Source organism: Coprococcus sp. AM100_B19A, from assembly GCF_027662015.1.
In the GTDB taxonomy this organism is placed as follows: Bacteria; Bacillota; Clostridia; order Lachnospirales; family Lachnospiraceae; genus Allocoprococcus; species Allocoprococcus comes.
On sequence record NZ_JAQDKN010000021.1, the window covers coordinates 1 to 24169 of the forward strand.

At 42.3% G+C, this 24169-nt stretch carries 27 protein-coding genes and 3 pseudogenes; 9 read left to right on the forward strand and 21 right to left on the reverse strand.

The annotated features are described in order from the left end of the window. Nucleotides 1-148 precede the first annotated feature (148 nt). Nucleotides 149-832, forward strand: coding sequence for a Crp/Fnr family transcriptional regulator (locus tag PGQ33_RS15235; protein ID WP_044924472.1), 684 nt, complete (start codon nt 149-151; stop codon nt 830-832). Between the two features lie 118 nt (nt 833-950). Here the strand turns inward: PGQ33_RS15235 and PGQ33_RS15240 are convergent, their stop codons facing one another. The 7 genes from PGQ33_RS15240 to dinB all read right to left on the reverse strand — a co-directional run bounded on the left by PGQ33_RS15240 (nt 951) and on the right by dinB (nt 6605). Then, the gene (locus tag PGQ33_RS15240; protein ID WP_073106970.1) at nt 951-2642 is read right to left on the reverse strand and encodes an FAD-dependent oxidoreductase; all 1692 of its coding nucleotides are present in this window, start codon (nt 2640-2642) and stop codon (nt 951-953) included. 1 nt (nt 2643) lies between these two features. Continuing rightward, complete coding sequence (locus PGQ33_RS15245; RefSeq protein ID WP_161234128.1) at nt 2644-2964, reverse strand: rhodanese-like domain-containing protein; 321 nt, start codon at nt 2962-2964, stop codon at nt 2644-2646. A 12-nt stretch (nt 2965-2976) separates the two neighbouring features. Beyond that, a complete protein-coding gene (gene trxA, locus PGQ33_RS15250) occupies nt 2977-3282 on the reverse strand; it encodes a thioredoxin (protein WP_028086464.1) in 306 nt (101 codons plus the stop codon). A 105-nt stretch (nt 3283-3387) separates the two neighbouring features. Beyond that, nucleotides 3388-3948, reverse strand: coding sequence for a sigma factor-like helix-turn-helix DNA-binding protein (locus PGQ33_RS15255; RefSeq protein ID WP_026650124.1), 561 nt, complete (start codon nt 3946-3948; stop codon nt 3388-3390). Between the two features lie 331 nt (nt 3949-4279). Next, nucleotides 4280-4825: a hypothetical protein gene (locus tag PGQ33_RS15260; protein WP_026650125.1), complete on the reverse strand. Its 546-nt coding sequence runs from the start codon at nt 4823-4825 to the stop codon at nt 4280-4282. A gap of 275 nt (nt 4826-5100) precedes the next feature. Then, entirely contained in the window at nt 5101-5340 is a 240-nt protein-coding gene (locus PGQ33_RS15265) for a hypothetical protein (RefSeq protein ID WP_026650126.1), read from the reverse strand. 20 nt (nt 5341-5360) lie between these two features. Then, nucleotides 5361-6605, reverse strand: coding sequence for a DNA polymerase IV (gene dinB / locus PGQ33_RS15270; protein WP_044924451.1), 1245 nt, complete (start codon nt 6603-6605; stop codon nt 5361-5363). Nucleotides 6606-6799: 194 nt separating this feature from the next. Between dinB and PGQ33_RS15275 the strand changes: the two genes are divergently transcribed. From PGQ33_RS15275 to PGQ33_RS15285, 3 genes are all read left to right on the forward strand, one after another. Beyond that, on the forward strand, nt 6800-7252 hold the full coding sequence (locus PGQ33_RS15275; RefSeq protein WP_026650128.1) for a helix-turn-helix domain-containing protein: 453 nt from the start codon (nt 6800-6802) through the stop codon (nt 7250-7252). Nucleotides 7253-7329: 77 nt separating this feature from the next. Further along, on the forward strand, nt 7330-7884 hold the full coding sequence (locus PGQ33_RS15280) for an ImmA/IrrE family metallo-endopeptidase (RefSeq protein WP_026650129.1): 555 nt from the start codon (nt 7330-7332) through the stop codon (nt 7882-7884). Nucleotides 7885-7917: 33 nt separating this feature from the next. After that, the gene (locus tag PGQ33_RS15285) at nt 7918-8211 is read left to right on the forward strand and encodes a hypothetical protein (protein ID WP_026650130.1); all 294 of its coding nucleotides are present in this window, start codon (nt 7918-7920) and stop codon (nt 8209-8211) included. A gap of 72 nt (nt 8212-8283) precedes the next feature. Here PGQ33_RS15285 and PGQ33_RS15290 read toward each other — a convergent pair whose 3' ends face one another. Continuing rightward, nucleotides 8284-9039 carry an 8-oxo-dGTP diphosphatase gene (locus PGQ33_RS15290; protein WP_049946956.1) on the reverse strand — a complete coding sequence of 252 codons (756 nt, stop codon included), beginning with the start codon at nt 9037-9039 and terminating at the stop codon, nt 8284-8286. 282 nt (nt 9040-9321) lie between these two features. Here PGQ33_RS15290 and PGQ33_RS15295 point away from each other — a divergent pair, with 282 nt between their 5' ends. Both PGQ33_RS15295 and PGQ33_RS15300 read left to right on the forward strand, forming a co-directional pair. Further along, nucleotides 9322-9645 (forward strand): MobC family plasmid mobilization relaxosome protein, encoded by a 324-nt coding sequence (locus tag PGQ33_RS15295; RefSeq protein ID WP_026650133.1) that lies wholly within the window; start codon nt 9322-9324, stop codon nt 9643-9645. Beyond that, nucleotides 9612-10970: a relaxase/mobilization nuclease domain-containing protein gene (locus PGQ33_RS15300; RefSeq protein WP_026650134.1), complete on the forward strand. Its 1359-nt coding sequence runs from the start codon at nt 9612-9614 to the stop codon at nt 10968-10970. Before PGQ33_RS15295 ends, PGQ33_RS15300 begins: the two co-directional genes overlap by 34 nt. A gap of 66 nt (nt 10971-11036) precedes the next feature. On the opposite strand, the gene PGQ33_RS15305 is transcribed toward PGQ33_RS15300, so the two are convergent. From PGQ33_RS15305 to PGQ33_RS15325, 5 genes and pseudogenes are all read right to left on the reverse strand, one after another. Then, nucleotides 11037-11723: an SIMPL domain-containing protein gene (locus PGQ33_RS15305; protein ID WP_243246738.1), complete on the reverse strand. Its 687-nt coding sequence runs from the start codon at nt 11721-11723 to the stop codon at nt 11037-11039. Then, nucleotides 11689-11961 (reverse strand): SseB family protein, encoded by a 273-nt coding sequence (locus PGQ33_RS15310; RefSeq protein ID WP_195518783.1) that lies wholly within the window; start codon nt 11959-11961, stop codon nt 11689-11691. The genes PGQ33_RS15305 and PGQ33_RS15310 overlap by 35 nt, the downstream gene beginning before the upstream one ends. Nucleotides 11962-11972: 11 nt before the next feature. Next, nucleotides 11973-12959, reverse strand: a pseudogene (locus PGQ33_RS15315) (relaxase/mobilization nuclease domain-containing protein); the annotation flags it as partial. Further along, nucleotides 12920-13249, reverse strand: a complete 330-nt coding sequence (locus PGQ33_RS15320) for a plasmid mobilization protein (protein ID WP_002584958.1) — start codon at nt 13247-13249, stop codon at nt 12920-12922. The gene PGQ33_RS15320 and the pseudogene PGQ33_RS15315, both read right to left, overlap by 40 nt. A 201-nt stretch (nt 13250-13450) precedes the next feature. Next, nucleotides 13451-13807, reverse strand: a complete 357-nt coding sequence (locus tag PGQ33_RS15325; RefSeq protein WP_002584957.1) for a helix-turn-helix transcriptional regulator — start codon at nt 13805-13807, stop codon at nt 13451-13453. A gap of 398 nt (nt 13808-14205) precedes the next feature. Between PGQ33_RS15325 and PGQ33_RS15330 the strand changes: the two genes are divergently transcribed. The 3 genes from PGQ33_RS15330 to PGQ33_RS15340 all read left to right on the forward strand — a co-directional run bounded on the left by PGQ33_RS15330 (nt 14206) and on the right by PGQ33_RS15340 (nt 16200). After that, nucleotides 14206-14391, forward strand: a complete 186-nt coding sequence (locus tag PGQ33_RS15330; RefSeq protein ID WP_003431289.1) for a cysteine-rich KTR domain-containing protein — start codon at nt 14206-14208, stop codon at nt 14389-14391. A 16-nt stretch (nt 14392-14407) separates the two neighbouring features. Then, complete coding sequence (gene rlmN / locus PGQ33_RS15335; RefSeq protein WP_002584956.1) at nt 14408-15391, forward strand: 23S rRNA (adenine(2503)-C(2))-methyltransferase RlmN; 984 nt, start codon at nt 14408-14410, stop codon at nt 15389-15391. Nucleotides 15392-15864: 473 nt separating this feature from the next. Continuing rightward, nucleotides 15865-16200: a sigma-70 family RNA polymerase sigma factor gene (locus PGQ33_RS15340; RefSeq protein ID WP_442872458.1), complete on the forward strand. Its 336-nt coding sequence runs from the start codon at nt 15865-15867 to the stop codon at nt 16198-16200. On the opposite strand, the gene PGQ33_RS15345 is transcribed toward PGQ33_RS15340, so the two are convergent. The 8 genes and pseudogenes from PGQ33_RS15345 to tet(O) form a co-directional block, all read right to left on the reverse strand. Further along, the gene (locus PGQ33_RS15345) at nt 16151-17002 is read right to left on the reverse strand and encodes a ParB/RepB/Spo0J family partition protein (protein WP_195518778.1); all 852 of its coding nucleotides are present in this window, start codon (nt 17000-17002) and stop codon (nt 16151-16153) included. The two genes, PGQ33_RS15340 and PGQ33_RS15345, sit on opposite strands and share 50 nt — an antisense overlap. Before the next feature lie 8 nt (nt 17003-17010). Continuing rightward, nucleotides 17011-17976, reverse strand: coding sequence for a MobV family relaxase (gene mobV, locus PGQ33_RS15350; RefSeq protein WP_001820668.1), 966 nt, complete (start codon nt 17974-17976; stop codon nt 17011-17013). 517 nt (nt 17977-18493) lie between these two features. Further along, nucleotides 18494-19521 (reverse strand): annotated as a pseudogene (locus tag PGQ33_RS15355) (AAA family ATPase). Nucleotides 19522-19675: 154 nt separating this feature from the next. Then, nucleotides 19676-20150, reverse strand: a pseudogene (locus tag PGQ33_RS15360) (RNA polymerase sigma factor). An 83-nt stretch (nt 20151-20233) separates the two neighbouring features. Continuing rightward, nucleotides 20234-20659, reverse strand: coding sequence for a sigma-70 family RNA polymerase sigma factor (locus PGQ33_RS15365; protein WP_000323895.1), 426 nt, complete (start codon nt 20657-20659; stop codon nt 20234-20236). A gap of 94 nt (nt 20660-20753) precedes the next feature. After that, complete coding sequence (locus PGQ33_RS15370) at nt 20754-21263, reverse strand: sigma-70 family RNA polymerase sigma factor (RefSeq protein ID WP_105116765.1); 510 nt, start codon at nt 21261-21263, stop codon at nt 20754-20756. 490 nt (nt 21264-21753) lie between these two features. Further along, the gene (locus PGQ33_RS15375; protein ID WP_002779755.1) at nt 21754-21927 is read right to left on the reverse strand and encodes a cysteine-rich KTR domain-containing protein; all 174 of its coding nucleotides are present in this window, start codon (nt 21925-21927) and stop codon (nt 21754-21756) included. 51 nt (nt 21928-21978) lie between these two features. Next, nucleotides 21979-23898, reverse strand: a complete 1920-nt coding sequence (gene tet(O) / locus PGQ33_RS15380) for a tetracycline resistance ribosomal protection protein Tet(O) (RefSeq protein ID WP_055182589.1) — start codon at nt 23896-23898, stop codon at nt 21979-21981. Between the last annotated feature and the right edge of the window lie 271 nt (nt 23899-24169).

The window sequence follows — 24169 nt, forward strand, 5'->3', positions numbered from 1 at the left end:
ATTCGGTCCAAAAATGTAAAACTGACATCTCCCTGCATTATTTATCCCTCCCTCATATTCACAACAGTCATGTACTATAGTCAGTATATTTTTATTTATGGCATATGTCAATTATATAATTGACGCATCTAAAAAAAGTAAGTATACTATGTTCGTAAAGGAGATAACTGTTATGAGCTTCGAAAATTATTTTCCACTATGGAATGACTTAAATACAGCACAGAAAAAAGTAATTTCAGACAATTTGATTACACGGGATGTAAAAAAAGGAACGATCATTCACAACGGAAACCTGGATTGTACTGGATTATTACTGGTTAAATCCGGGCAGCTTCGAACTTACATACTTTCAGATGAAGGACGAGAAATTACACTTTACCGCCTGTTCGATATGGATATGTGTCTTTTATCCGCCTCATGTATCATGCAGTCCATTCAATTTGAAGTAACCATTGAAGCAGAAAAAGATACTGATCTTTGGATCATCCCTGCTGAAATCTATAAGGACATCATGAAGGAATCGGCTCCCGTCGCAAACTATACCAATGAATTAATGGCTAGCCGTTTTTCTGATGTCATGTGGCTGATTGAACAGATCATGTGGAAGAGTTTGGATAAGCGTGTTGCTTCATTTCTTTTAGAAGAGACCTCTATCGAAGGAACAAATGAACTGAAAATCACTCACGAAACTATCGCAAACCATCTTGGTTCCCACAGGGAAGTGATCACTCGAATGCTTCGATACTTTCAGGGCGATGGTCTCGTCAAACTCTCACGCGGCAAAATCACCATCCTTGATTCGAAAAGACTGGAAACACTACAAAGATCATAAAACTGTTTTTCTATGACATCTAAAGAATCCTCCATTTATCAGAATTGTGAAAGTCATTCTAATAAATGGGGGATCTTTTTACGCTACAAGTAAATTATAAAATTATTGTGATTATTTTTTAATAATCCATACCACATGCATATGCCCTTTCAATCAACGCACGGTCATTAACCACTGCATCATAGAAGCGGAATCCACCGGAGAAGTTGTATGTTTCATAACCGTTTCCTTCCAGAATACGGCTGGCAATGTAGCTGCGCAGACCACTTTGGCATATCAAGTAAACAGGCTTTCCCTTCTCAATTTCATTGATACGTTCCCTTAGTTCATCTACAGGAATATTTCTGAATCCATCCATATGCCCCCTGTTAAACTCACCTACAGTTCTCACATCCAGCAATACAACACTTTTATCTTTAGAAATCTTATCCATATCTTCCAGATGCCATTGTTTTAAGGTACCTTTTGCTATATTGTCTATCATGAATCCTGCCATATTTACAGGATCCTTGGCAGAGGAATACGGCGGTGCATATGCAAGATCCAGATCTTTCAGCTGGGTTGCCTTCAGCCCTGCATGAATTGCTGTTGCCAGCACATCAATACGTTTATCAACTCCTTCATATCCAATAATCTGAGCACCAAGCAAACGATAAGTCTCTTTTTCAAAAACCACCTTCATGGTCATCACTTTTCCACCAGGATAGTAACCGGCATGACTCATAGGAGAAAGAATTACTGTATCTACATCTAATCCTGACTTTTTGGCATTGGTTTCATTGATACCTGTAGTGGCTGCTGTCATATCAAATACTTTGATAACGGAGCTTCCCTGACTGCCCAGGTAACGGCTGTCACCACCACAAATATTATCAGCGATGATCCTGCCCTGCTTGTTGGCTGGTCCGGCCAAAGAGATCAGCGCATCATCACCCGTAACATAATGTTTTACCTGAACTGCATCACCTGCTGCATAAATATCCGGTACAGAAGTTTCCATTCTGTCATTCACTACGATACTTCCCTTGATGCCAAGTTCCAGACCAGCTTCTTTTGCTAATGCTGTGTCTGGTGTAACTCCGATTGCCAGCACCACCATATCAGCCTGAAGGGATGGATTATCTTTTAATAGAACCTCTACTCCATTGTCCTTTTCTTTAAATCCTTCTACTGTATAGCCCAGTACCAGTTTTATCCCATGCTTTCTCATTTCATTATGGATCATGGATGCCATATCCGGGTCAAATGGGTTCATCAGCTGCTTAGGCCGCTGGACAATTGTAACATCCATGCCAAGCTCCCTCAAATTTTCTGCCAGTTCCAGACCAATAAAACCGCCACCTGCCAATACAGCCGATTTTGGATGATTCTTATTTATATATTCCTTTATCCGAAAAGTGTCTTCTACAGTACGAAGTGTAAAAAGTTTATCCATACCTACTCCGGGAAGTCTCGGCTGTGTTGGCTTTGCACCTGGAGAGAGGATCAGCTTATCATAGTTTTCTTCAAATATCTCACCATTCTCTAAATTTTTCACTGAAACCGTTTTTCGTTCCGGATGTATGGAGATAACTTCATGATGAATTTTCATGTTAATACGGAATCGTTTAAAAAAACTCTCTGGTGTCTGTAGTGTAAGTTCTTCCGGGTCTGTGATCACGTCTCCGATATAATATGGAAGCCCACAATTCGCATAGGATATGTATCCGGATCTTTCAAACACAGTAATTTCTGCATGTTCATCCAATCTTCGTATTCTTGCTGCAGCTGTAGCTCCTCCGGCTACACCGCCTACGATTATTACCTTCATCTTATTTTTCCACCTTTCCTGAATAAGCAGCAATGCCACCAATATTATTTACTTTAGAATATCCCATTCGTTGCAACATCCCAGTTGCTTGACGACTTCGGGCTCCGGAATAACAGTATACAAACAGCGGTATTTCTGTATTCTTCACTACCGAAACAACATTGTTAAGTTGTTGCAATGGCACATTTTTACTTTCTGGTATATGCCCTTCCTGATATTCCTGCGGCGTACGAACATCCAGCAGAGCTGCACCAGCAGTCTTTTTATATTCCTCTATCCCTTGATTAATATTCGCCTGTTTTAAAAAATCAAAAAATCCCATTAACGCACCTCCTTAAAGCATCTCTAAGATTGCCTTCTTAGGTCTTGCCCCTGAAACTTTTGTTACAATCTTCCCATTCTTCATAACCACCAAAGTTGGAATACTCATAATACCAAATTTACTTGCCAGTTCTGGCTGCTCATCCACATTGATCTTTCCAACTTTGATATCAGGGCGTTCACTTGCTATCTCCTCTATGATAGGAGCCACCATACGACAAGGAGCACACCAAGGAGCCCAAAAGTCTAAAAGAACGGTTTTCTCGGAATCCATTATTTCATTCTGAAAATTATTTTTATTGATATTAATAGCAGACATTTTACAGTCCTCCTTGTTTTTTCTTTTGTGGCTTTATTATAATCTGAAATTCATTTGTTTTCTGTGATATCATCACATTATTATCATGATTAATTTTTAACTAATTTATTTTTTCATCTTATGATCTGATGGCAGTCTCACTTCTCCGGTCCTTTTCTTCATAATCGAGTTCTGTGTCTCCATCTGTGTTGGAATATAATCGCTTTCCTGCAGAAATGCACCTGCCGCCTCAGCATATGATTCATATCCAGCTGCTTTCATCCTCTTCAACATTTTTGCCAAAGCACTGTTCTTGTCTCTACTCACCTGACGTGTGCTGATGCCCAGTTCCTCTGCTGTTTCTTTAACCTGTTTTCCCATGATAAAATAATCGCTCACGATTTTCTTTTCTTTCTCTGTCAGATCGCTGAAGAGTTCTTTAAAGAAGATCTCAGTTGTAATATCCGATGCAATGTCACGTCCACTATCTGCGATAAAGTCTGTCGCACAACCGTTTTCTGATTCTAATCCACAAAATAATACTGTATTATTTCTCTGATGCTGCTGATCAAACATATAATGTTCCTTATTATAAAAAATATTAAGAACTTCCAGCTCTTCTGCTGTAATATTAGCGTATTTCACCTTCTGATATCTGTCGTAAAATGTGTATTTTCTTTCTTCCATGATTGTTTCTCCGATTTGTCGTTTTTGTTGATTTGATTTGTGACAAATCGAAAATCATGGATATCTGGCATAATGCCTGCCTCTTCCCTGCATCTTGATATGCTCTTCCTTTCCGGCATCTACCTGTTAAAAAGGAAGCTTTTTCAAATCTGCAACCTGTTTTTGGGTATAAAAAAAGGCCATGCCCTTCCGGGCACAGCCTGACGCCTTAAAATTTGAGAAAAGAAAAACCTCCGCAAACATTACGTCTGCGAAGGTCTATTTCTCTCAGCATATCAATTCTAACATGCACGTATTTTCATTGTAATACCATTCACATGCCAGTTTACTGTCAGTTCACTGCCACTTTACTTCCACTTTTCTTCCAGTTTATTTCCTCCATCTTATTCTGTATCTTTTCCGGACGTGTAAATGCCCAGAGCATTGTTGCATACAAACGGATTGCTTTCTTACGGTTTCGATAATAAGTAGTGCTTGGCATATCATCCAGCATCAGCATCACATCTTCATTGGTATTTCCTGCTTCAAAATATCTATATTTCAAAAGCCGATAATACAGCTGTCCATTTTTTGGATAATCCCTCAAAGCTATCAGGGAATCTCTCATGATTTCCAGCAAACAGAGATTCATATCATTATTCAGAAGCTTTTCCTGGATTCTGCGTTTCTCTGCAGTCGCATCGAAATCTACCAGATCATATAACATTTCCTTCAGATGCTTCCCTTCCTCTGCATACATTTCATAATCTATATCCACAAGGTTCTTCTCAATACGGAACATTACTTTAGTATACTGACTCAGCAATAATTCCGTATTCTTATAAGCATCCTCTGCCACTTCTTCCATATTGATAAACATATCCTGTATTCTCTGCATAATTGTCCTCCTTCCCGACCGCTTCCGCAGCCAGACCAATCATTGTATTGTTTGTTCCATTCACAGTCTGTCACTGTCCTAACATCTCTTCATGCAGATTCCGCAGAAATATCCGCTGTGGGATAGCTTCTATTTCTGGCTGATCGGCAACTGTATGATCTATTGAAAGCAATCGGTTCTCACGGGAAAGGATGTATCCCCGACTGCTGATGTTCTCATCGAATATCTATCTCTCCAAAGGGGGCCCTGATTCAGGGCTCCCTTTTAGGACGCCGTTATTTACGTTCCATAAACCATTTATAATTTTCTTCATAAGTCAGATGACAGATTTTTCCACCCACCTGACAGGTATAACGATATCCGGTTCCGCCAGCTTTTCGGCTGGCACAACGCTCCGGTTTTGAAACCTTATCAATCGCATACTTACGTCCATCTTCCCAGACAAACGCTGTAGGGATCAATTCTCCTTCCCGGCTGAATACTGCCAGGACATCTACATACACTTTAGCTGTCATTACAAAACACCTGCTCTCTCCTATCCATGAAAATATGCCTGTGGATGAACCGTATGTTCCTTAGCATTCAGCTGTGCCAGTATCTTATCCTGATACATAAATGCTCTCTGAATACTCTGATAGCCAAACCTTCCACGGATCTCATCTACCACCTGGTCCATCTTTTTGATTTTTTCTCTCTTCGTTTCATCCATAAATAAATCAAGCTGATACGGCATCTCTTCTGATACCAGATCACATCCTCGAACACCAAGACTACGAATTGGATGTTCCCAATTATAGTTTTTCTGGAATAACTCAAATGCAGTTCTGGCAATTTCTTCTGTAAGATTACTTGCCCTGTCCAACTTGCACTGTCTCGTGAAATGATACAATCCATTATCCCGAATCGAGATTTCTACTGTCCTGCATTGAAAACCATTTTCACGAAGCCTGGCTCCTACACTTTCTGAAAGAGCCATCAAAATAATCTTCACGTCCAATTCACTAACAAGATCTCTTGGCGTTGTTGTACTGTTCCCGATAGACTTGATCGGTACTTTATATCCTTCTACCAAAACTGGAGTTTCATCCCATCCATTTGCAAAGGTATGAAGTACCAATCCCATCTTTCCAAGATATGTTTCTAATATAGAAGGTTCTGCTCCTGCCAGATCTCCGATTGTACAAATGCCAAGTTTCTTCATCGTCCGTTCAGTGCTTCTTCCGACCATGAGTAAATCACCTACTGGAAGTTTCCATGCAATATCCTTGTAATTGTCTTTGGAAAACTCTGTAATGGCATCCGGCTTTTTATAATCAGAACCGAGCTTTGCAAATATCTTATTCCAGGAAACACCAATACTTACGGTAACCCCCAGTTCATATTTAATCCGACTGCTGATCTCTTTTGCAATCTTCATTCCGTCTCCCTTGATAGAAGTACTGGCGGTCACATCCAGCCAGCTTTCATCAATCCCAAATGGTTCTCTCTGATCTGTGTATTCACTGTAAATCTCCTGTGCCATTCTGGAAAACCTCAAATAAAGATCCATGCGAGGCGGTACAAAGATTATTTCTGGGCAAACCTGTCTTGCCTGCCACAATGCCATGCCTGTTTTTACTCCGGCTCGCTTCGCAATATAGTTTGCAGTCAGCACAATTCCATGTCTTGCTTCCGGATCACCACCGACTGCCATCGGCTTCCCGGCAAGTTCTGGATGATGCAGCATCTCAACACTTGCGTAAAAGCAATTCATATCTGAATGAAGAATTGTCCTGCTCATAACATTCACCTACCAGTCTTAAAAATCATAATAAAAGTTCTTTGCTTCATATTGACTTTGTGAAGTTTATAGATTATAATTTCTACTAACTTCACGAACATTTGTTTGTATTTTATACGTGATAATGAACTCTGTCAATAGTTTTTATAAAGTTGATGAAGTTACGATTTCAAAAACTTGGAAAGGATCCCACTATGAATTTTTCAGACAAGATTAAATATCAACGAGAACAAAATCATCTGACACAAAAAGAACTTGCAGAACTGGTCGGCGTATCCCAGCGTGCGATCGCAGCTTATGAAAGTTCCGGCACCATCGCACGAATCTCTACTATGAGAAAGCTCGCTCATGCATTGAATGTCTCTTACGATTATTTGAAACATGATGAGATCACAGATCCTTCTTACGGAATTGAAAAAATGGATTATATTGATGAAGTCAATGGACAGCTTGGTGAAAAAGGAGCCAGGGACATCAATGAGATTCTCGAAGCCAACCGTGCTCTTTTTGCTGGTGGCGAACTCGACGAAGAAGCAAAAGATGCTTTCTATCAGGCTGTAACCAAAGCATATCTTTCCTGTAAGATGGAAGCCAAAAAGACATTTGGACGGAAAAAGAAAAACACTGAAATGGAAAGTGATTCATAGGTGTCCGTATTTTCGTACAGCACTTTTGCTACTCTATACTTGCAGCAAACTATCTTATGAAATATCGAGGTGTTTTTATGAGTTCAAAATGTATAAGAGACACTGTTAATAAAGTAAAAGCAAAATATCAGGAAAGTGATCCGTACCGCCTTGCAGCCGCTATGCATATTATTGTTAAAAAGCTTCCGCTTGGAACTGATCCAAACTGTTGCAAAGGCTTCTGTATGCGGGAATGTCGAAAGACCTGCATCGTCATTAACTGCGACCTACCGGAAATCATACAGCAGATTATCCTGATCCACGAGATCGGTCACGCACTCCTTCATCAGAAACCCCTTCAGATCAAGTGTTTTCATGATTTTGAATTATTCGATGGAGTGTCACAATGTGAATATGAAGCGAATTGCTTTGCCGCTGATTATCTTCTGGAAGATGAAGATGTCCTGGAGATGCTTAACGCTGATATGTCCTTTTTCCAGGCTGCCGCAGAACTGAAAGTTCCACCGGAACTTCTTGATTTCAAATTCCGAATGATGAAACGAAGCGGCGTTCAGATTGTAGATTCTCCGATTACTTCCAACAGTGACTTTTTAAAAGATATCCCTACTTCGGGAATAATAGAAAATTACTAAATATGCTATTTTTGAAAAAGGAGATTTTTGAAAATGATCAACTTAAATAAACATAGAATAGACTTTGGAAAAGGGGATGTAGGCATTGGTGTCATCGGTAACACTACAGATTCCGCACAACTGGCATTTTATAATCAGAGTGCACGTCCCATCCATATACTCAAGAATCCAGATCAGAATCCTGGGTTCGAACCCATGGAATTTAAAGAAGAACCTTTTATCATGAGCTTCTCCAATCCTGAAAGCATTGATGCAGTTATTTCAATTTTACAACGTGCCAAATATATTAATTTCACTTCCAAAAACGAACCGCAAAAAACAGAATAGATGAATGATGTATCTTATAAAGAATGGCTGTCTTTTCTCCAATGAGCAGGCAGCCATTTCTCATGTAATTCTTTAATACAAGTCTCCCACATATCCATCTGCTTCCAGATGCATATAGCACTCGTCCACCTTCTCTGATTCCAGAATCCGCAAAACGTGTTCCATACCTGTAGCAAGTTCTTTTGTTTTTAACTCTTCCAGCGGAATCCAATAAACTCTTCCTTCCTCAGAACTCTTTAATTCTCCGGTAAACTTATCCGCTTTATACAAGGTAATAACATAGTGCACTCCGCTCTTATGCCAATGATATAATCCTCCAAGCTTCGGTGCTTCAACCGTAAGTCCTGTTTCTTCCCAGACTTCCCGAATCATAGATTTCTGAAAAATCTCATTTGCTTCTACGTGACCGCCTGGAAAAGTTGTACCGGTATAGCTATCATTTACTTTATCCAGAGCCAGTACATTCCCTTTATGATCCTGAATCATACACATATTCATAAAACAGACCTTCTCAATCTGACTCTCTTCTTTTTCATTCAGAGATTTTCTGACACGTTTGTTGATATCCGATCGTTTGGATTTATAATGCTTGAAGACCTCTCCATACGGAATCCAGATTTCTGCATCTTCAATTTTTTCATAAACAGAATCCACCACTTCTTCCAGATGTTTGTCACTCGGAAAAGTACATTTTTTCATATAATAATCTCTGGTTGCCTGAAACATCCATTCCGCAATCTTTTCTTTCTGCTTCATTTTTAACTGGGAATACTTCTTATTCGTTTGCAGTAATCTCCCATCTATCATCTTATGGTTTTTCCGTGACATCGGTTTGACCTCTTTTCTTCTTTTTCATTCAGATTTTACTATACCACAGAATCATGCTTGCGTCATACTTCTGAGCTTCGATGTCCTCTTTTTCTTCTCTCAGTACCTTATTTATAGAGGGTTCTTTTTTAAGACTCTCTTCCGGCGGCTGTGCCACCGGTAAATAGCAAGGACAGGAAGTGTATATACACTTCCGGAAAACCAGCAATTTAGGGAACCCTGCCCTAAATTAAAAACACAGAAGTCACTACTTCGAAGAACCAAAGAAAGGAGAATCTGCCTATGGCAAAGAGAAAAAGAAATATACAGATTTTGTTTTGTGTTTCCCCAGAAGAAAAAAAGCTTATTCGTAGAAAGATGATTGAATCAAAGACAAAAAATATGGGAGCTTATCTTCGTAAAATGGCAATCGACGGTTACATCGTCAACACCGATACCACTCCACTGAAGAAACAGTATGAGGAAATGCATAAGATCGGTGTGAATATTAATCAGATTGCCAAAAAAGTAAACAGCACCGGTGATCTGTATCCGGAAGAAAAGCAAGAATTAAAAGAGATGGTGAAAGAATTATGGCGTATCTTAAGATCTTCCCAATTAAAGTAACAGACAAGAAAGCTCTGGACTACATCACGAATCCAGATAAAACAGAAGAAAAACTGTTAGTTTCCAGTTTTGGCTGTTCCCCGGAAACTGCAGATCTTGAATTTTCTATGACAAGAGAAATGGCAAAAAAGAATGGAATGGACAAAGGTGATAACCTGGCATTTCATCTGATCCAGTCATTTAAACCTGGAGAAGTTGATGCCGAAACTGCCCATCGCTTAGGGCAACAATTTGCAAACGAAGTACTGAAAGGAAAATATGAATATGTGATAAGCACCCATGTTGATAAAAATCATATCCATAACCACATCATCTTTAATGCAGCAAGTTTTGTTGATCATCACAAGTATGTTTCCAATAAGCGGAGCTACCATAAAATCTGCCGGATCAGTAATCGTATCTGCCATGAAAATGGACTTGCCACCAGTATGCCAACCGGAGAAAAAGGCAAAAGTTATAAGGAGAACATGGAATATCATCGTGGCACCAGCTGGAAAGCCAAGCTACGTGTTGCAGTTGATAAAGCAATCTGGACTTCCATCAACTATGAGGAATTTTTACAAAAAATGCAGTTAGCCGGATATGAAGTCCGACAGGGAAAACACCTGTCCTTCCGTGCACCGGAACAGAAAAACTTCACTTATATGAAATCTCTTGGAAGCTATTATTCAGAAGAAAATGTCCGCATCCGTTTGGCAAAAAACCGTAACAAAATAAAAGCTCCAAGGCATCTGTCCAGAGAAGCTCGCCTGTATATCAATATCTCCACTTATGTTACGACCGGCAATCGAGAAGGATTTGAACGATGGGCAAAACTAAATAACCTGAAAGAAGCGGCACGCACCTTCAACTATCTTTCCGAAAATAACCTGCTGAATTATGAAGATTTCCAACAGCATGTTTCTGATGTTGATGCTTCTGTTAAAGCGGCTGATCAAAGAATAACGCAAATCAACAGTGAGCTGAGCACACAGAAAATCATTCAAAAACACTGTGATTCTTACCGTCTCTGCCGAAAAGTGATTGAAGATTGCAAATCTGCTAAAAATCCAAAAGCATACCGAACCAAACATCAAGCAGAATACCAACTGCACGATTCACTAAAAAAAGAGCTTCAGGATCTCGGTGTTACCAAAATCCCAAGCTCTAATAAAATCCAGAATAGGATAGAAAATCTTGAATCTGAACAAGCTGCTACTGTCCGGGAAAAACAAGAATTGCAGAAAAAGCAGAAGACACTGAATATCATTAGACAGAATTTCACAGCACTACTTAATGCTCCGGAGATGCAAATTCCCATATCAGAAAAAGAGCTAACTCTCTAAAAAGAAGGAGGTACCTACTTTAACGGTGCCTCTTGCTTTTCGTCTAATCTATTTATATCTTCCTCTTTATGCAATTTCCCATATTACAGTTGCCGTATCAGTAACATTAATATCGTCTGCCTCAATATCTATATCATATGCTCCCGGTGCACTCATTTCACATTCCGTACACTCCATTAATCTCATTTCATTCAATGGCTTTGTTACAAAATCTATCTCTCCCCAAGAATAATCAATTGCCTGTATTTCACCCAATTTCACATTTGCTGCTGTTGTAAGCACCTGTGCCTTTTGAATGGAATCCTCGATTGCTTTATGTAACAGCTCATTTTTACATTTTTCTACATCTGCCACTGTATACTCAATAGAAAACTCTGGCCTTAATGAGCTATGAGCCAAAGCGTAAAGGACTTGCCCTAATCTTTTATTATCAGCTGCAAACTCTATTTTCATATGGTGATTATACTTATAACCTTTAAATCTTCGCTTCCAGCTCTTATCTCTGTCCTGATAGCTTTCATATTCTGTATCGACATTAAAATATACTGTTTTAAGGTCTTTTCTCTGAAAACCAAGTTTCTCAAACAAATCCTTGAGAAGCTCTGTATCTTCTGTTGACCTTCGGAGAGTATCTTCATATTCTTTGCAAAGTTCTTCCTTGTTGACATATAACCGGATTTTATCCGGCTTTACTGCTATTTTCCCTTTTCCTGTAACTTTAATTGTTCTCATCATCTTTGCTCTTCCTTTCATTCTCATTATATTCATACCCATTGATTAAAAGCTCTATCATCTTCTTTGTCATCTGAATATACTTACCAAACGGATTAATCACAATTCCATTCACCTGTTCCCAATTAAGTGCCAGACGAAGTATTGATTCAATAGACTGATTCATCTGCACATTTCCAGCAGAACCCTTATGCATCTCTTCAGAAGATGTAAATACTCCAATCCATTCTTTTTCATCAGCATCTTTTACAGTCTCTATTTTAAGTCTTACATACGCTGTTCCACTTCCTTAACCGCCTTTGCCGCCGCGTCATGAGCGGTCATAATATCGGCTATCTTGCTTTCAAGTTCGCTATAATACTCAATCTTGTTTTCGGTTAGGAAGTTCATGCTTTTAGCAGCCTGTTTCAGATTATGGATTTTTGCCCACCGTTCATAGCCCGCCGACTGTTGGGCTTTGATACTGTTTTCAAGATCGACGACAAGCCGGATTTTCTTATCTTCCCGCAGCGTTTTTGTTTTGGCAACATACACGCCCTTGATACGCTCCTTTATCGCTTCTTCCGTATAGGCCGCGCCGAGCGTCTTTGTGCGGGTAAACCGTTCCTGTCCGGCAGCGCGAAAGGAAATGTATTTGCCCTGTTTGATTTCATACCCCATTTCCTGCAAGCGGCGCAGCAGTTCGTCAAAATCTTTCACTTGGGGAATGAGAGTATCTATCGCCGTTTTCAGCTTTGCTTTGTAGCTTGTCCCTTGCTTTTCGGCGGTGTATTCTGCATAGCTTTTTCCCTTGTCCTGTCCCGGTACGACGACGGATAGCCCATGCTCTTTACATATCCTGTCGCTGGTGCGCCGGATAAAGTGATAGCTTTGCTTGTTGGAATGGTACTTTTTGTAGTCAACGAAGCTAACCGCGTTGAAAATCAAGTGATTATGCAGATGGTCTTTATCGACGTGAGTTGTCAAAACAAACTCATACTTGCCGCCTAATACCGCCCCGGCAAGTTCCATGCCGATTTTGTGCGCTTCTTCCGGTGTGGTTTCTCCCACCGCAAAGGATTGTATCAAGTGCCGCCCTAAATGTGTGCCGCGATCTCCGGCAGCTTCCCGCGTCCATGCAAACTCAATATCGGCGGTTTCCAGCCCGCAGCCGAAAGAGGACGCAAGCAGCTTCCCGTCTGTCTTTTCGGGATTTAAGATATAGTCTATCGCAGCCTTTAAGGTTGATTTAATAGGGTGCGTCTTTGTAACCGCCATATCTCGTCCACCGCCTTTTTAATGTCCTCTATATCCTGCCTGTAAACCGTCCCCGTCGCATTGGCGCGTTTTGCAATTTGGTTGATGTTCCGGCTCACCGCTTGCAGTTCCCGGATATATGCTTTTGTGTCGCTTCGGTCAACGACAAGAATATACCCGTCTATCGCCATTTTACGGAAGTATGCCCCATACTGCTTTATGGGAAGCTGCTTCATCTTCTCGTCGATCAGCCGCTTTTCTTCTTCCGTAACGTAAAACTTCATCTGTATATTTCTCTTTCGGTTTTCCATTTCCGCACCGCCTTTCGGTATAAGGGTTTGGGATTATCCCAACAAGCATTTTCCGCAAACGGGTACTCGTTTGCTGTGCTTGCTATCTACTCCATACCCCCACCGAAAGGCGGTATTTGTTGCGCGTTCCTTTGATTTTGGACGCAAAAAAAGATTGCAGCCGCCATGCGCTGCAATCTCCCGATTTCTCATATTGTGAGGTTAATCCTCTGCTTTTTCGACTTCCGTTATCTCCCTTGCTGTTGCGGTTACAATCCGTATGCCTTTATCGCTCATACCGTCCAGCAGCGCGTCAAGCTGCCGCCGCCCGGTGGATTTCTCCGCATTGCTGTTCGGGAAGAAAAATTGATCTACCGAAATATGATACCGGGTTACAAGGTCATAGAATACCTGTAAACTCGGCTGTTGTCCCTTGTTCTCGATATTCGCAAGGTAGCGCGGGGAAATATATAACTCGTCGCTTACCTTTTTGCGGCTCTCGCCGTATTCATTTCTCGCGGCTTTTATAGCTGCCCCGAAAGCCTTAAAGTCGTACAATGGTACGGGTCTTTTTGCCATTTTCATTCACCCTGTTACATTTTACAGTTCACCTTTCTTTTTGGATATGTCCACACAATTCATATCATTAGGTTAAATACTTCCTGTTGTGTATTGACAGTAGACTGATTTTCTGATAAAATAAAATTTATGTAAAAGGAGGCGGCGTTTATGTTGCATAGCATGCGTATTAGATAAGCATTGAAAAAAAGGATTTTCCCATTTTCAACATGGGCTTTTTTGTCATGCTTATTTTGCGGATGCTATACAAAAAACTAACGACGTATAGATATAGTATAGACATAGTGCAAGCTATGCCTTAGTTTTGTTGTACTGCTCTGTGCATTATAAATGCAGGTCAATGCTCATGTTGAGGATTGACCAGCATTTTTTTGTGTAAAAAGGACGAGTGAAATATAATGCTTAAAAAATATTGGATAAAATGTCCGATTTGTAACGGAAAGACGAGAGTTCAAGTATTTCATAATACTGTATTAAAAGATTTTCCTCTTTTCTGCCCTAAATGCAAATTGACGCATATCATTGATGTAGAAAAATTAGAGATTGTAATCAAAAATACAGAAAAACAAACTTTTATTATTTAGAAGAAAGGATATAAAAATGAAACGTTTACCTAAATATACGCCTGCGGAAGTACGGAATGATCCATACGGATTTACTTACAAAGAAATGTCGGAAGTTATTGGCGAGAATGAAGCAAAAGCCTTATATGAAGAATTATATAAGCAATTACCACGCAAAAAAAATCTATCAATGTTGGTAAAAAATATTTGCAAAAGCAGTGATACTGAAAAGTATGTTTACGAACTGAAAGACAACAAATACATTGAAACGGTTTTTATCAAGCGGCGAGATGGTGGAACTGTTTGCGTGAGCACACAAGTCGGTTGTCCTGTTGGTTGTATTTTTTGTGAGTCCGGGCGAAATGGCTTTGTTCGTAATCTAACATCGTCAGAAATCGTACAACAGATTATATTGTTGCGTCGAAAAGTAAACCGTATCGTTTTTATGGGTATGGGAGAGCCTTTATTCAATTATGACAACTTGATAAAAGCAATCCATATTCTCCGAGATAGATATGGGCTCAACTTTCCAACCGACGGCATTACCATATCAACAGTTGGTCCGGTCGATCAATTAAAAAAATTGCGCGAGGAACATCTTAAAATTCAGTTGACAATATCTTTACACGCAGCAACACAATCTGCAAGAAATCGTATTATTCCTCACATGCGCATATATGCTATTGAAGATGTTGTTAAGCAAGCCTTATCCTATTCTGAAAGGCATAATCGCAAAATTGTCTTTGCGTATTTGCTTTTACCGGGTATAAATGACCGGCCCTCAGATGTAAGACAACTTGCAAAATGGTTTCGGGGCAAAAAAGTTATGATTAACGTGTTACAATACAACCCAACAAGCAATTCAAGAATTAAAGCACCACAGAAACGGGAAATAGTTGCATTCAAACATCAATTAGAGCAAGCAGGACTTGAAGTTACTATGAGAGTTTCTCATGGCAGAGAGATTAACGCGGCTTGTGGACAGTTAGCTAACACATATAATAAATTCAAAAAAAAATGATTAAAAGTGCCAGACGCATAGACGCAGAGCCGATAACGCATTAGGTCAAAAAACCTATGTGTTATCGGCTTTTTTATTTAATATTGCGCAAAAGCCGCTGTTCCCTATTATAGAATGGATTGCGGGTAGTGTATTAAAGTCGCCCTTTTTTAAGGATACGGCGGTATCGGGGAGGTATCGCCGTGTCCATTTTTATTTACTGTAACCCGCCTAATGCTTTGCGGTCAAAAAAAGCTATGCTCCGCAAGCGGGATATTCCGGCTATGAATGTGAACTGTCAATACATTTAGCTACTGCTTACATTTCCTTTGCGCCCGTCCGCGTCTTGCGGACGGGCGCATTTTGCTTTTTTCAACTTTTTTCTGAAAAGCGCACTCAAGAGCCATCTCCCGAACGGGTACGGAGCGAAAGGGGCAGAGAGGACAAGCCCTTAACTCCCGTCCTCTACTCCACGCGAGAAGGAGGTGAACTCTATGGAGCTATCTTCTTCCGACAAGGAAAGAATACAACATCAGTACGACGCATTAGCAAAGAAAACTTTGGTCGGCGAAGCGAAAAGCCACCGCCGCACTCTTGCGAAACGCGCAGCACGCGAAGTTACTTTTTCGGATTTGAGCGAAAGCGAACTCGCGCAGCTTTTCACAACGGACGAATACGAAAGCGATTATTTCCGTTTTCAAGTGTCCGGCTTTGATGTACTCGTCAAAAATGAACTGCTTGCCGAAGCCCTTAACGCTTTGCCCGAAAGGAAACGCGACATTATCCTTTTGTCCTACTTCTTGGATATGAGCGACGCTCCAAAAGTTTGATGATGGTTTCCTCCATCTGCTTCGGCGTTGTGTTCTTCGGAAAGTATTTTTTCAGCTTGCTTGTGTTGATTTTCAAGGTTTCTTTCTGGTTGCCCTTTTCCTCCGTCATAATCGCAAATATCGTATCCATGTCAAGCCGCCCGCTCTGGCTTAACTGTTTCATCCGCTGTGCCTGTGAGAGTGAGGGCGTTGCTTCTTCGCTCTCCATCGTGGCAAAGAGGTTTTCCTGCTCGTCTTTCTTCAAGAAGGACAGTTCCACCGCAGGCGTGAGGGCGATTTTCCCCTCGTCCACCATCTGCAAAATCGGCGGTATCAGTTCCGTCAGGCGGATAAAACGCTGCACGGTCATCCTGCCCACGCCGAAGCCCTGTGCCACCTTGTCGTCCGTCCGCAACTTCGTCACAACTTGTGACGAGGTTAAGTCTGTGCGGAAACCCTGCCGCTTCATGGCTTCGGATTTCATCTTGTAAGCAAACGCCCGCTCCGATGGCAGGATATTCTCACGCTGCAAATTGCTGTCTACAAGGGTGATGATGGCTCGGTCACGGTCTAAGGGCAGGACAAACGCAGGCACGGTATTTATCCCTGCAAGTTCAGAAGCACGGACACGCCGCTGTCCTGCAATCACTTCATAACCGTCCCCGTCCTCTTTCGGGCGTGTGATTATCGGCGTGACAATGCCAAATTCCTTGATGCTTTCCGCTAACTCTGACAGTGTTTCATCTTCTGCCACATGAAACGGATTGTCGGGGAACGGGTACAAGTCTTTGGTCTTTAACACCTTAAAATCCTGTTTCTTCATTCACATATCTACCTTTCTTTCGCTCTGCTTCTATGATTTTTCTGCAATTCTTCCAACACTTCGGGCGGTATTTTTGACAGCAGCCGCCCCATCTGCTCGTTGGTTCTCTGCAATTCAAATATCTTCTGATTCGCTTTCTGCACCTTTAGTTCCTGCTCGTACTTTTCATCACGCATACGCCCCGCATAGTCTGATTCCTGCCCAATTCTCTCTTTCAAACTGTCGATATACGCCTGCTGTTTCCCGATTTCCTTAGAGAATTTCTCCACGTCTGGCAGCCATGCAGAGAGTAAATCTAACGCTTTATCCCTTTTCTTCCCTGCGTTAAAGGCGTTGATGTCGGATAGGGCAGACACGATTTCTTCATACTGTTTATCAAGCCTGCCGCCTAATTTATAGAGCCATGTGGGGACGTGTTTCCGCTTGGTTTCCATTGAGGACTGCCCCCGTTCAAGCTGATTCCACCGTGAGGACATCCGCTCATGGTAGGCGGTCTGCCACTCGGATAATGATTTCTGGTTGCCTAAGATAGCTTTCGCTGACAGCTTATTGTCTGGCGTAATCGGCACAAAGCAGAGGTGCATATGGGGCGTTCTCTCGTCCATATGGACGACAGCGGAGAGGATATTCTGCTTTCCAACACGCTCCGAAATGAAGTCAAGAGCCGTCTGGAAATACGCTTTTTGTTCTTCGGGCGGTAACTGGTTCATAAATTCTGGTGAAGCTGTGATGAGCGTTTCCACCATCATCACGCTGTCTTTCCTTGTCCTGCACCCCGCTTCGGCTACCATGCGGTTAATCTCTTTCTTGTAGGTGTACTTTGGTGGTGCTATGAGATGGTAATTGTTTTTAGAGCGTTCCATATCTATATCTGGGTTGCTTTTGTAGGCTTCTTTCTTCCGCTCGTTGTGGCGTTCACAAGCCGCAACGCCGCCCGCTTTTCGTTTCTGGAAACGCAGGATTGCATAAGGCATAGGCGGATTCCTCCTTTCTTTCGGCGGGTGACCGTCCTTTGGGGTGACAGCGGTGACGGTGGTGACAGCAGTTTTGGGATACCCCCTGCCGACTGCCGCAACTGTCACCCTCACCCCCTGCATGACGGTCATGTCGATGATGACGGTGTTTTTGGGATACCCCCCTCGCAAGAGCCGTCACCGTCATGCCGCCATTCTTTTATCCGAAGCCGTAAGGCGTAGGATAGCAGGGCACAGCCCTGCCTTAAGGGAGTCCAGAGGGAACGTCTGGCACACGACTTTGCAGGGCAAAGTGTAGTGTGTTACACCCTGTAAACGCAGTCGGAAAAATCGGAATGATTTTTCTGACCGCAGGGGTGGTTTTACACGACCGAAAAGGGCGAGTAAATCTCACGCCTGCATTTTGCGTTTACGGGGTGTTCTCCCGTAGGGATGACAGCGGCAGGGTATCCTAAAATCACTGTCACCACCGTCACTGCTGTCACCCGCAGGGCAGAGCCGCCAGCTTTACATGGCTTTAAGCGTCAATGACAGTAACAGGGGGGTATCCTAATATCGCTGTCACCACCATCACCGCTGTCACCCGCCCTCCTTGCAAGGGCAATCCGCCTGCCGTCTTTCCTGCGGCTGTACTGGTAGCAGATACGGTTCTCGCTTAAAAATGTGGTGCGGTATTCATTCAGCCATTTCGTAATCACCGTGGGTATGGTTTCCGTTTCCCCCATAGCGGCTAACAGTTCCGTTGCCGTGCCTATCCATTCTTCCTTATCCCTCATAAAATCCACCAACCGAAAAAGGACATCTGGTATCGTTTCTTTCGCAAGCTGCTCCTGCGTTTTCCGCTCCACAAGCTCCCAACGGCAATCACGGAAACGCAGCGTGTATTCCTGATAAGGCGTGTCCCTGCCCGTCACATACAGCTTGGCGGTGTCAGACGCACGTTTCTCCTTTTCCAGAACAAAGGTAGCGTCCGCACTCCCCGTTAATCCTGTCGTCCCAGACACCTTGTTGAACACGTCGCTGTCATTCTGCTTTCGGATGTGGTGTACGACAATGACCGCCAGAGAGTGCCTGTCGGCAAAGTCTTTGATGAGGGAGATGTCCCCATAGTCGCTTGCATAGGCATTGTCTTTTGAAGCTGTACGGACTTTCTGCAAGGTATCAATGACAATGAGCCTGCTGTCTGGGTAATCTTTCAGATAATCTTCAAGCTGCACGATAAGACCGTCTGACAGCTTGCAGCTTGCCACGGCAAAGTGGAGCCGCCCGCTTGCTTCGTCCGTCAAACGAAATAACCTGTCCTGTATGCGGCAGAACGTGTCCTCAAGGCAGAGGTAAAGCACATCGCCCTCCATTGTCGGCATATCCCATAAAGGGATTCCCTGCGACACGCATAAGCATAGCTTCAGCATGAGCCAGCTTTTGCCTATCTTCTGTGAGCCGCAGAACAGCGATAAGCCTGTCGGGATAAGGCTGTCCACCACAAAGGATGGTTTGCGGTTCATAAAGGAGCGTTTCGGCGTTGACTGTCTGTAACTTCTGCATGGCTTTCCTCCTTTCGGGCGGTGTCTTTGTTTTCGTTGCACATAGGCGTTGACCTCCTTAAAAATAGATTTACTCCCACGGAAAAAAGTGAGAGTATGTAATGCCGCCAATCCCACACAAATAAAAAACAGATTTCTTTTTCGGGCGGTGTCGGTCACGGTTGGAGATATTTCTTCAATTTCCGCCTTTACTTTCTCCTTTGCAATCGCAACAGATTTCTGTATTGCCGAAGCGGTGCAATGCTCCATAGCGGCGATTTGGTAAAAATTGAACTCATACTCGTAGTAGAGCAGGAAACGCCGCCTTTGTATCTCTGGAAGGCTCCCAACCGCCTTATAGAGCGTTTCATTCCGTTCTTCCTCAACCATGCGTTCATCAAGGCTCTTAGGCACACGCAACGCCCGTCTGTAAAGGGTTTCGTCCCATACCTCGTTAAACTCCCTGTGCCGCTCGTCCCATTAGAAAAGATTCCTGTTCCTGCGCTCCATCTGCCGAAACTCCATAAAGAACTGTTCCGACACTTCCAACTCGTGGGATTTGCCCTGCCCGTCCTTAAAGCTGATAAAATACCTTGTGCCGCTTTCCGTGGATTCCTCCCGAAGCGTGTATGCCTTAACCCTGTATGCCATCCTGTTGTCCTCCTGCAAAAAATGAGTGAGGGGATTTCCATCCCTCACCCAGTAGCCCGCAGGATGGCAGGCTGTTTTAGAAGCTATAAAATTTTCCGCAGCTTCTTCCGCAGATGGTCTAACCTCGCATAGATGGCACCAGTCGTCAAATGCACAAGCGGGGCAATCTCCTTTGTGGAATACCCCTGCATTTTCAGCAGGACGATTTTCAAGGTACGCCCGTCCACCGTGACTAATACTTGATAGAGATTTTCGCTCTCAATCTCTTCCAGTAACTCCGCAACCGTACCCACTTCCGCCTGCCGCTCCCTGCCTGCCATGTCCTCAAGATATTCCGCAACGTCATTCGTCCATCGGTAAAACCGCCTGTTGGAATTGAAGTCTGCCCTGTCCGCCATGCGTATCTGCTCAATGGTCGCTTCATCAACGCCGCACTCACGCAGCAGCTTTTCCTCCGCTTCTTTCCAGATACGCCATTTCCTGTCCTCCCGTCCGTGGTTGTATGCCATTCTTACTTCCTCCAATCAGAATTGATTGAGAGGGCAGAGAAAAGCCCCCTCATCTTCCCAAAGGAAAAAACAAGGGGGCTGAACGCCTTAAATTTTAATTTTCTATTATCTTTCTTAGTTTTATTAGGATTCTGGCTTTGCGTTTGTTTACAACGCTCTGGGTTATGCCCAACCTCGCCCCGACTTCACGCTCGGAAAGTCCGTCAAAAAAGATTGCCTGTATCAGCTCCTGTTCACTATCCGACAGCAAAGGCAGGGCGGCTTTCAGCCTGTCCACCATGACCGCATTGACAACGGTTTCTGCAATGTCCACCGCTTCATCAGTGATAAAGTCCAGAGGATTCCCCTCGCTGTCCGTAAATCCGTCGAGAGATAGCAGTCTATTCTTTGTATCTAATTTTTGCAGATAACGCCACCGTTCCTTGTCACGGTAGAAGTCTGTGTATTGCTCCCTCACGACTTCAAGCAGACAGCCTTGAATGGGGATAAACAGCTTGTCCATATAGGTCTGGTCGGATTCCCTGCAACGGCAGAACTCCGTGTAGGATAATTCCACATAGCCGCCACTTTCTCTGATATATACCTTTCTTGGTGCATATTTCACCATAAATACCTCCCATCTGAATTTTTGAAATGTAAAAAATCCAGATGGAGAGGCGGAGAACGACACCGCATATCAGAAACAGCCCTACGGCACTTTCCAACAAAAATCGACAAAAGAAAAACCGCAAAGGCTCTGTGACCTTTACGGTTATAGGAAATAGTAATTCTATTGTATGGAGATTGTACTTCTACTTTCAAGGTGAGAAGTACCGTTGCACTGGCAGAAATTTTTTTAACTGGTTTCCTGCCGTTCTCTGATATGCTATGTATTGATAAATTTTGCTTCGTATGAGCAGATAGATAACTGCCCGAAAAAAGGACATAAAAAAATCCCTCCAAATTTAAAAACAAATTCAGAGGGTAATTTAGGGTATAACAAAATAACCCACCCGAATATCGTTTTTTTTATTTGGTGAGTTTGTTCTTTCAAATACGAAACAAAAAGAGCCGATGATTCGTGAATTGTTCCACAATTTCATCGGCTCTGCGTCTTAAGCGTCTGGCTCTTTGATGACAGTTATCTTCAAGTTGTCAACTTTAATCAATCTTTCTTGTCTGCATTTTGGACAATAAAGGGGATAATTCTCCAAAACAGTGTCCTTCCTAATTTTATTACGGGTTTTGCTCCCACAAACAGGACACAATATCCATTCGCATTTCATCATAATTAGTCTCTAATCCTTTCAAATCTCATTTTATATGACTTTTGCAAGCTGTTAAGCTAACTTGTGGAACATATGCCGAACCTTATCTATACGGCTATTCGGGCGGCGGGGTTGGCAAATAAATTTACCAATAGCTGGCTGGTATCCTTTTAACTCTGTCAAGCAGACTCCCTGCCCATTTGTGAAATAAGTTAAATCGTTCCTGTATTCTTGAATACATCTAGCAGGGATTTCTCCTTTCAGAATGACCTCGTCATTCTTTATCTGAGTACTTACAATATCTGCACAATACCTTGGAGCATCATGATACGCCCGTGAGAGATATTCCTGCGGTGCATAAATTTCAAAGTGGAGATATGGCTCTAATAGTTCTGTCCCTGCTTTTTTTAAAGCCTGCTCCAATACGATAGGGGAAAGCAGCCGAAAGTCTGCGGGGGTACTTACAGGACTATAATACAATCCATATTCAAAACAGATTTTACAGTCTGTCACTTTCCATCCATACAGCCCCTGCTCGCAGCCATAAAGAACCCCCTCCATAACCGCATTTTGGAACGATTGATTTAAATATCCAAGTGAAACTCTGCTTTCATACTGCACTCCGCTTCCAATAGGGAGCGGCTCTATGGACAACCCGACAGAAGCCCAGAAAGGATTTGGCGGGACTTCTATGTGGATGGTATATTCTGCTTTTCTAAGCGGTCTTTCCATATATATAACAGTAGGCTCTTTTATTTCTGCCTCCACATGATATTTTTCCTCAAGGATGGCACAAATGACTTCCATCTGCACATTCCCCAAAAAAGATAACATAATCTCATGTGTAACAGTATCAATGTCAAAATGCAAAAGAGGGTCTGTATCAGCAATCTCTGCGAGGGCATTTAACAGGGCTTCCCTTTGCTCCGGCTTTTGCGGCTCTACCGTTGTCCGAAGTAATGGCATGGGATTATCAATCCATGTTTTGTGAGGCAGGAGTTTTTCATTTCCCAGAATGTCGTTCAGTTTCAAAGTATCATCAGCTAAAATAACAATTTCTCCCGGACAGGCATGGTCAGCCGGGACGATTTCACCATTTGACGGAATACACATTTCTGTGATTTTTATTTTCTCTTTTTCAGATATTCTAATAACATCCCTCAAATGCAATGTTCCGCTATATATACGCACATAAACAAAACGCCGCCTTTTCTCTGAATATTCAATCTTAAAAACCTGCCCGCATAGTTCAGATTGACCTTCAGGCGTTGATGAATAAAATTTACTGGCAATTACTTCTATAAGCTGCCGAATCCCCAGATTGTTTTTAGCGCTTCCGTGATAAACGGGAAATAACGTTCCGTTTTGGAATCTCCTGTTTTCTTCCTGTTCCAGTTCTGACATTTTAAACGGTTTCCCTGACATATATTTCTCTAATAGTTCATCGTTTCCCATAATTACCGCATCCCACTGTTCCATATCGTCATTGTCCGTTACATTTATATGGGGATGCTGCCCAACCTTTTGCTTCACTATAATTTCCGAAGAAAGCTTTGCTTTCATTTCCCGATATACCATTGGCAAATCAATCCCCTCTTGGTCAATTTTATTGATGAAAAAAATTGTCGGAATCTTCATTATCTGTAGTGCATGAAACAGTATACGGGTCTGTGCCTGTATGCCATCCTTTGCAGAAACTAATAATACTGCTCCGTCTAATACGGATAAAGAACGGTATACTTCCGCCAAAAAATCCATATGGCCTGGCGTATCTATAATGTTGACTTTTACATCCTCCCACTGAAAAGATGTCACTGCTGTCTGGATAGTGATTCCCCTTTGACGCTCCAAATTCATTGTATCTGTCCTTGTTGTGCCTTCATCTACGCTCCCTAGTTCTGCAATTGCACCACTGGTATACAATAAACTTTCCGTTAATGTTGTCTTTCCTGCGTCAACGTGAGCCAGAATGCCTAAGTTAATTATTTTCATGTGATTTTCCTCCTATCAACACCCAAAAAAGGGCATAAAAATACCCAGTGATAAATACTCCTATCACTGGGTAAATAACTCCAATAGCCCCAAAACACTTATATGTTTTCGGGCATATAAAATTACATGATAAAAGTATTCTTAAACTGGGTACAAAAAACTAAGCCCCATATTAAAAGTGAAACGGGACTGCTACTTTTTGTTCCCACTATCAAATTGACAGTTTATTTAAGAATACCTTGCCGCATATTTATTAACTCCTTGTATAATA

Excerpts from the sequence above, each read along its gene's own strand:
- PGQ33_RS15235 (WP_044924472.1), top strand. The coding sequence starts at position 149 with ATGTTCGTAAAGGAGATAACTGTTATGAGCTTCGAAAATTATTTTCCA.
- PGQ33_RS15240 (WP_073106970.1), bottom strand. The coding sequence starts at position 2,642 with ATGAAGGTAATAATCGTAGGCGGTGTAGCCGGAGGAGCTACAGCTGCA.
- PGQ33_RS15245 (WP_161234128.1), bottom strand. The coding sequence starts at position 2,964 with ATGGGATTTTTTGATTTTTTAAAACAGGCGAATATTAATCAAGGGATA.
- trxA (WP_028086464.1), bottom strand. The coding sequence starts at position 3,282 with ATGTCTGCTATTAATATCAATAAAAATAATTTTCAGAATGAAATAATG.
- PGQ33_RS15255 (WP_026650124.1), bottom strand. The coding sequence starts at position 3,948 with ATGGAAGAAAGAAAATACACATTTTACGACAGATATCAGAAGGTGAAA.
- PGQ33_RS15260 (WP_026650125.1), bottom strand. The coding sequence starts at position 4,825 with ATGCAGAGAATACAGGATATGTTTATCAATATGGAAGAAGTGGCAGAG.
- PGQ33_RS15265 (WP_026650126.1), bottom strand. The coding sequence starts at position 5,340 with ATGACAGCTAAAGTGTATGTAGATGTCCTGGCAGTATTCAGCCGGGAA.
- dinB (WP_044924451.1), bottom strand. The coding sequence starts at position 6,605 with ATGAGCAGGACAATTCTTCATTCAGATATGAATTGCTTTTACGCAAGT.
- PGQ33_RS15275 (WP_026650128.1), top strand. The coding sequence starts at position 6,800 with ATGAATTTTTCAGACAAGATTAAATATCAACGAGAACAAAATCATCTG.
- PGQ33_RS15280 (WP_026650129.1), top strand. The coding sequence starts at position 7,330 with ATGAGTTCAAAATGTATAAGAGACACTGTTAATAAAGTAAAAGCAAAA.
- PGQ33_RS15285 (WP_026650130.1), top strand. The coding sequence starts at position 7,918 with ATGATCAACTTAAATAAACATAGAATAGACTTTGGAAAAGGGGATGTA.
- PGQ33_RS15290 (WP_049946956.1), bottom strand. The coding sequence starts at position 9,039 with ATGTCACGGAAAAACCATAAGATGATAGATGGGAGATTACTGCAAACG.
- PGQ33_RS15295 (WP_026650133.1), top strand. The coding sequence starts at position 9,322 with ATGGCAAAGAGAAAAAGAAATATACAGATTTTGTTTTGTGTTTCCCCA.
- PGQ33_RS15300 (WP_026650134.1), top strand. The coding sequence starts at position 9,612 with ATGGCGTATCTTAAGATCTTCCCAATTAAAGTAACAGACAAGAAAGCT.
- PGQ33_RS15305 (WP_243246738.1), bottom strand. The coding sequence starts at position 11,723 with ATGAAAGGAAGAGCAAAGATGATGAGAACAATTAAAGTTACAGGAAAA.
- PGQ33_RS15320 (WP_002584958.1), bottom strand. The coding sequence starts at position 13,249 with ATGGAAAACCGAAAGAGAAATATACAGATGAAGTTTTACGTTACGGAA.
- PGQ33_RS15325 (WP_002584957.1), bottom strand. The coding sequence starts at position 13,807 with ATGGCAAAAAGACCCGTACCATTGTACGACTTTAAGGCTTTCGGGGCA.
- PGQ33_RS15330 (WP_003431289.1), top strand. The coding sequence starts at position 14,206 with ATGCTTAAAAAATATTGGATAAAATGTCCGATTTGTAACGGAAAGACG.
- rlmN (WP_002584956.1), top strand. The coding sequence starts at position 14,408 with ATGAAACGTTTACCTAAATATACGCCTGCGGAAGTACGGAATGATCCA.
- PGQ33_RS15340 (WP_442872458.1), top strand. The coding sequence starts at position 15,865 with ATGGAGCTATCTTCTTCCGACAAGGAAAGAATACAACATCAGTACGAC.
- PGQ33_RS15345 (WP_195518778.1), bottom strand. The coding sequence starts at position 17,002 with ATGAAGAAACAGGATTTTAAGGTGTTAAAGACCAAAGACTTGTACCCG.
- mobV (WP_001820668.1), bottom strand. The coding sequence starts at position 17,976 with ATGCCTTATGCAATCCTGCGTTTCCAGAAACGAAAAGCGGGCGGCGTT.
- PGQ33_RS15365 (WP_000323895.1), bottom strand. The coding sequence starts at position 20,659 with ATGGCATACAACCACGGACGGGAGGACAGGAAATGGCGTATCTGGAAA.
- PGQ33_RS15375 (WP_002779755.1), bottom strand. The coding sequence starts at position 21,927 with ATGATGAAATGCGAATGGATATTGTGTCCTGTTTGTGGGAGCAAAACC.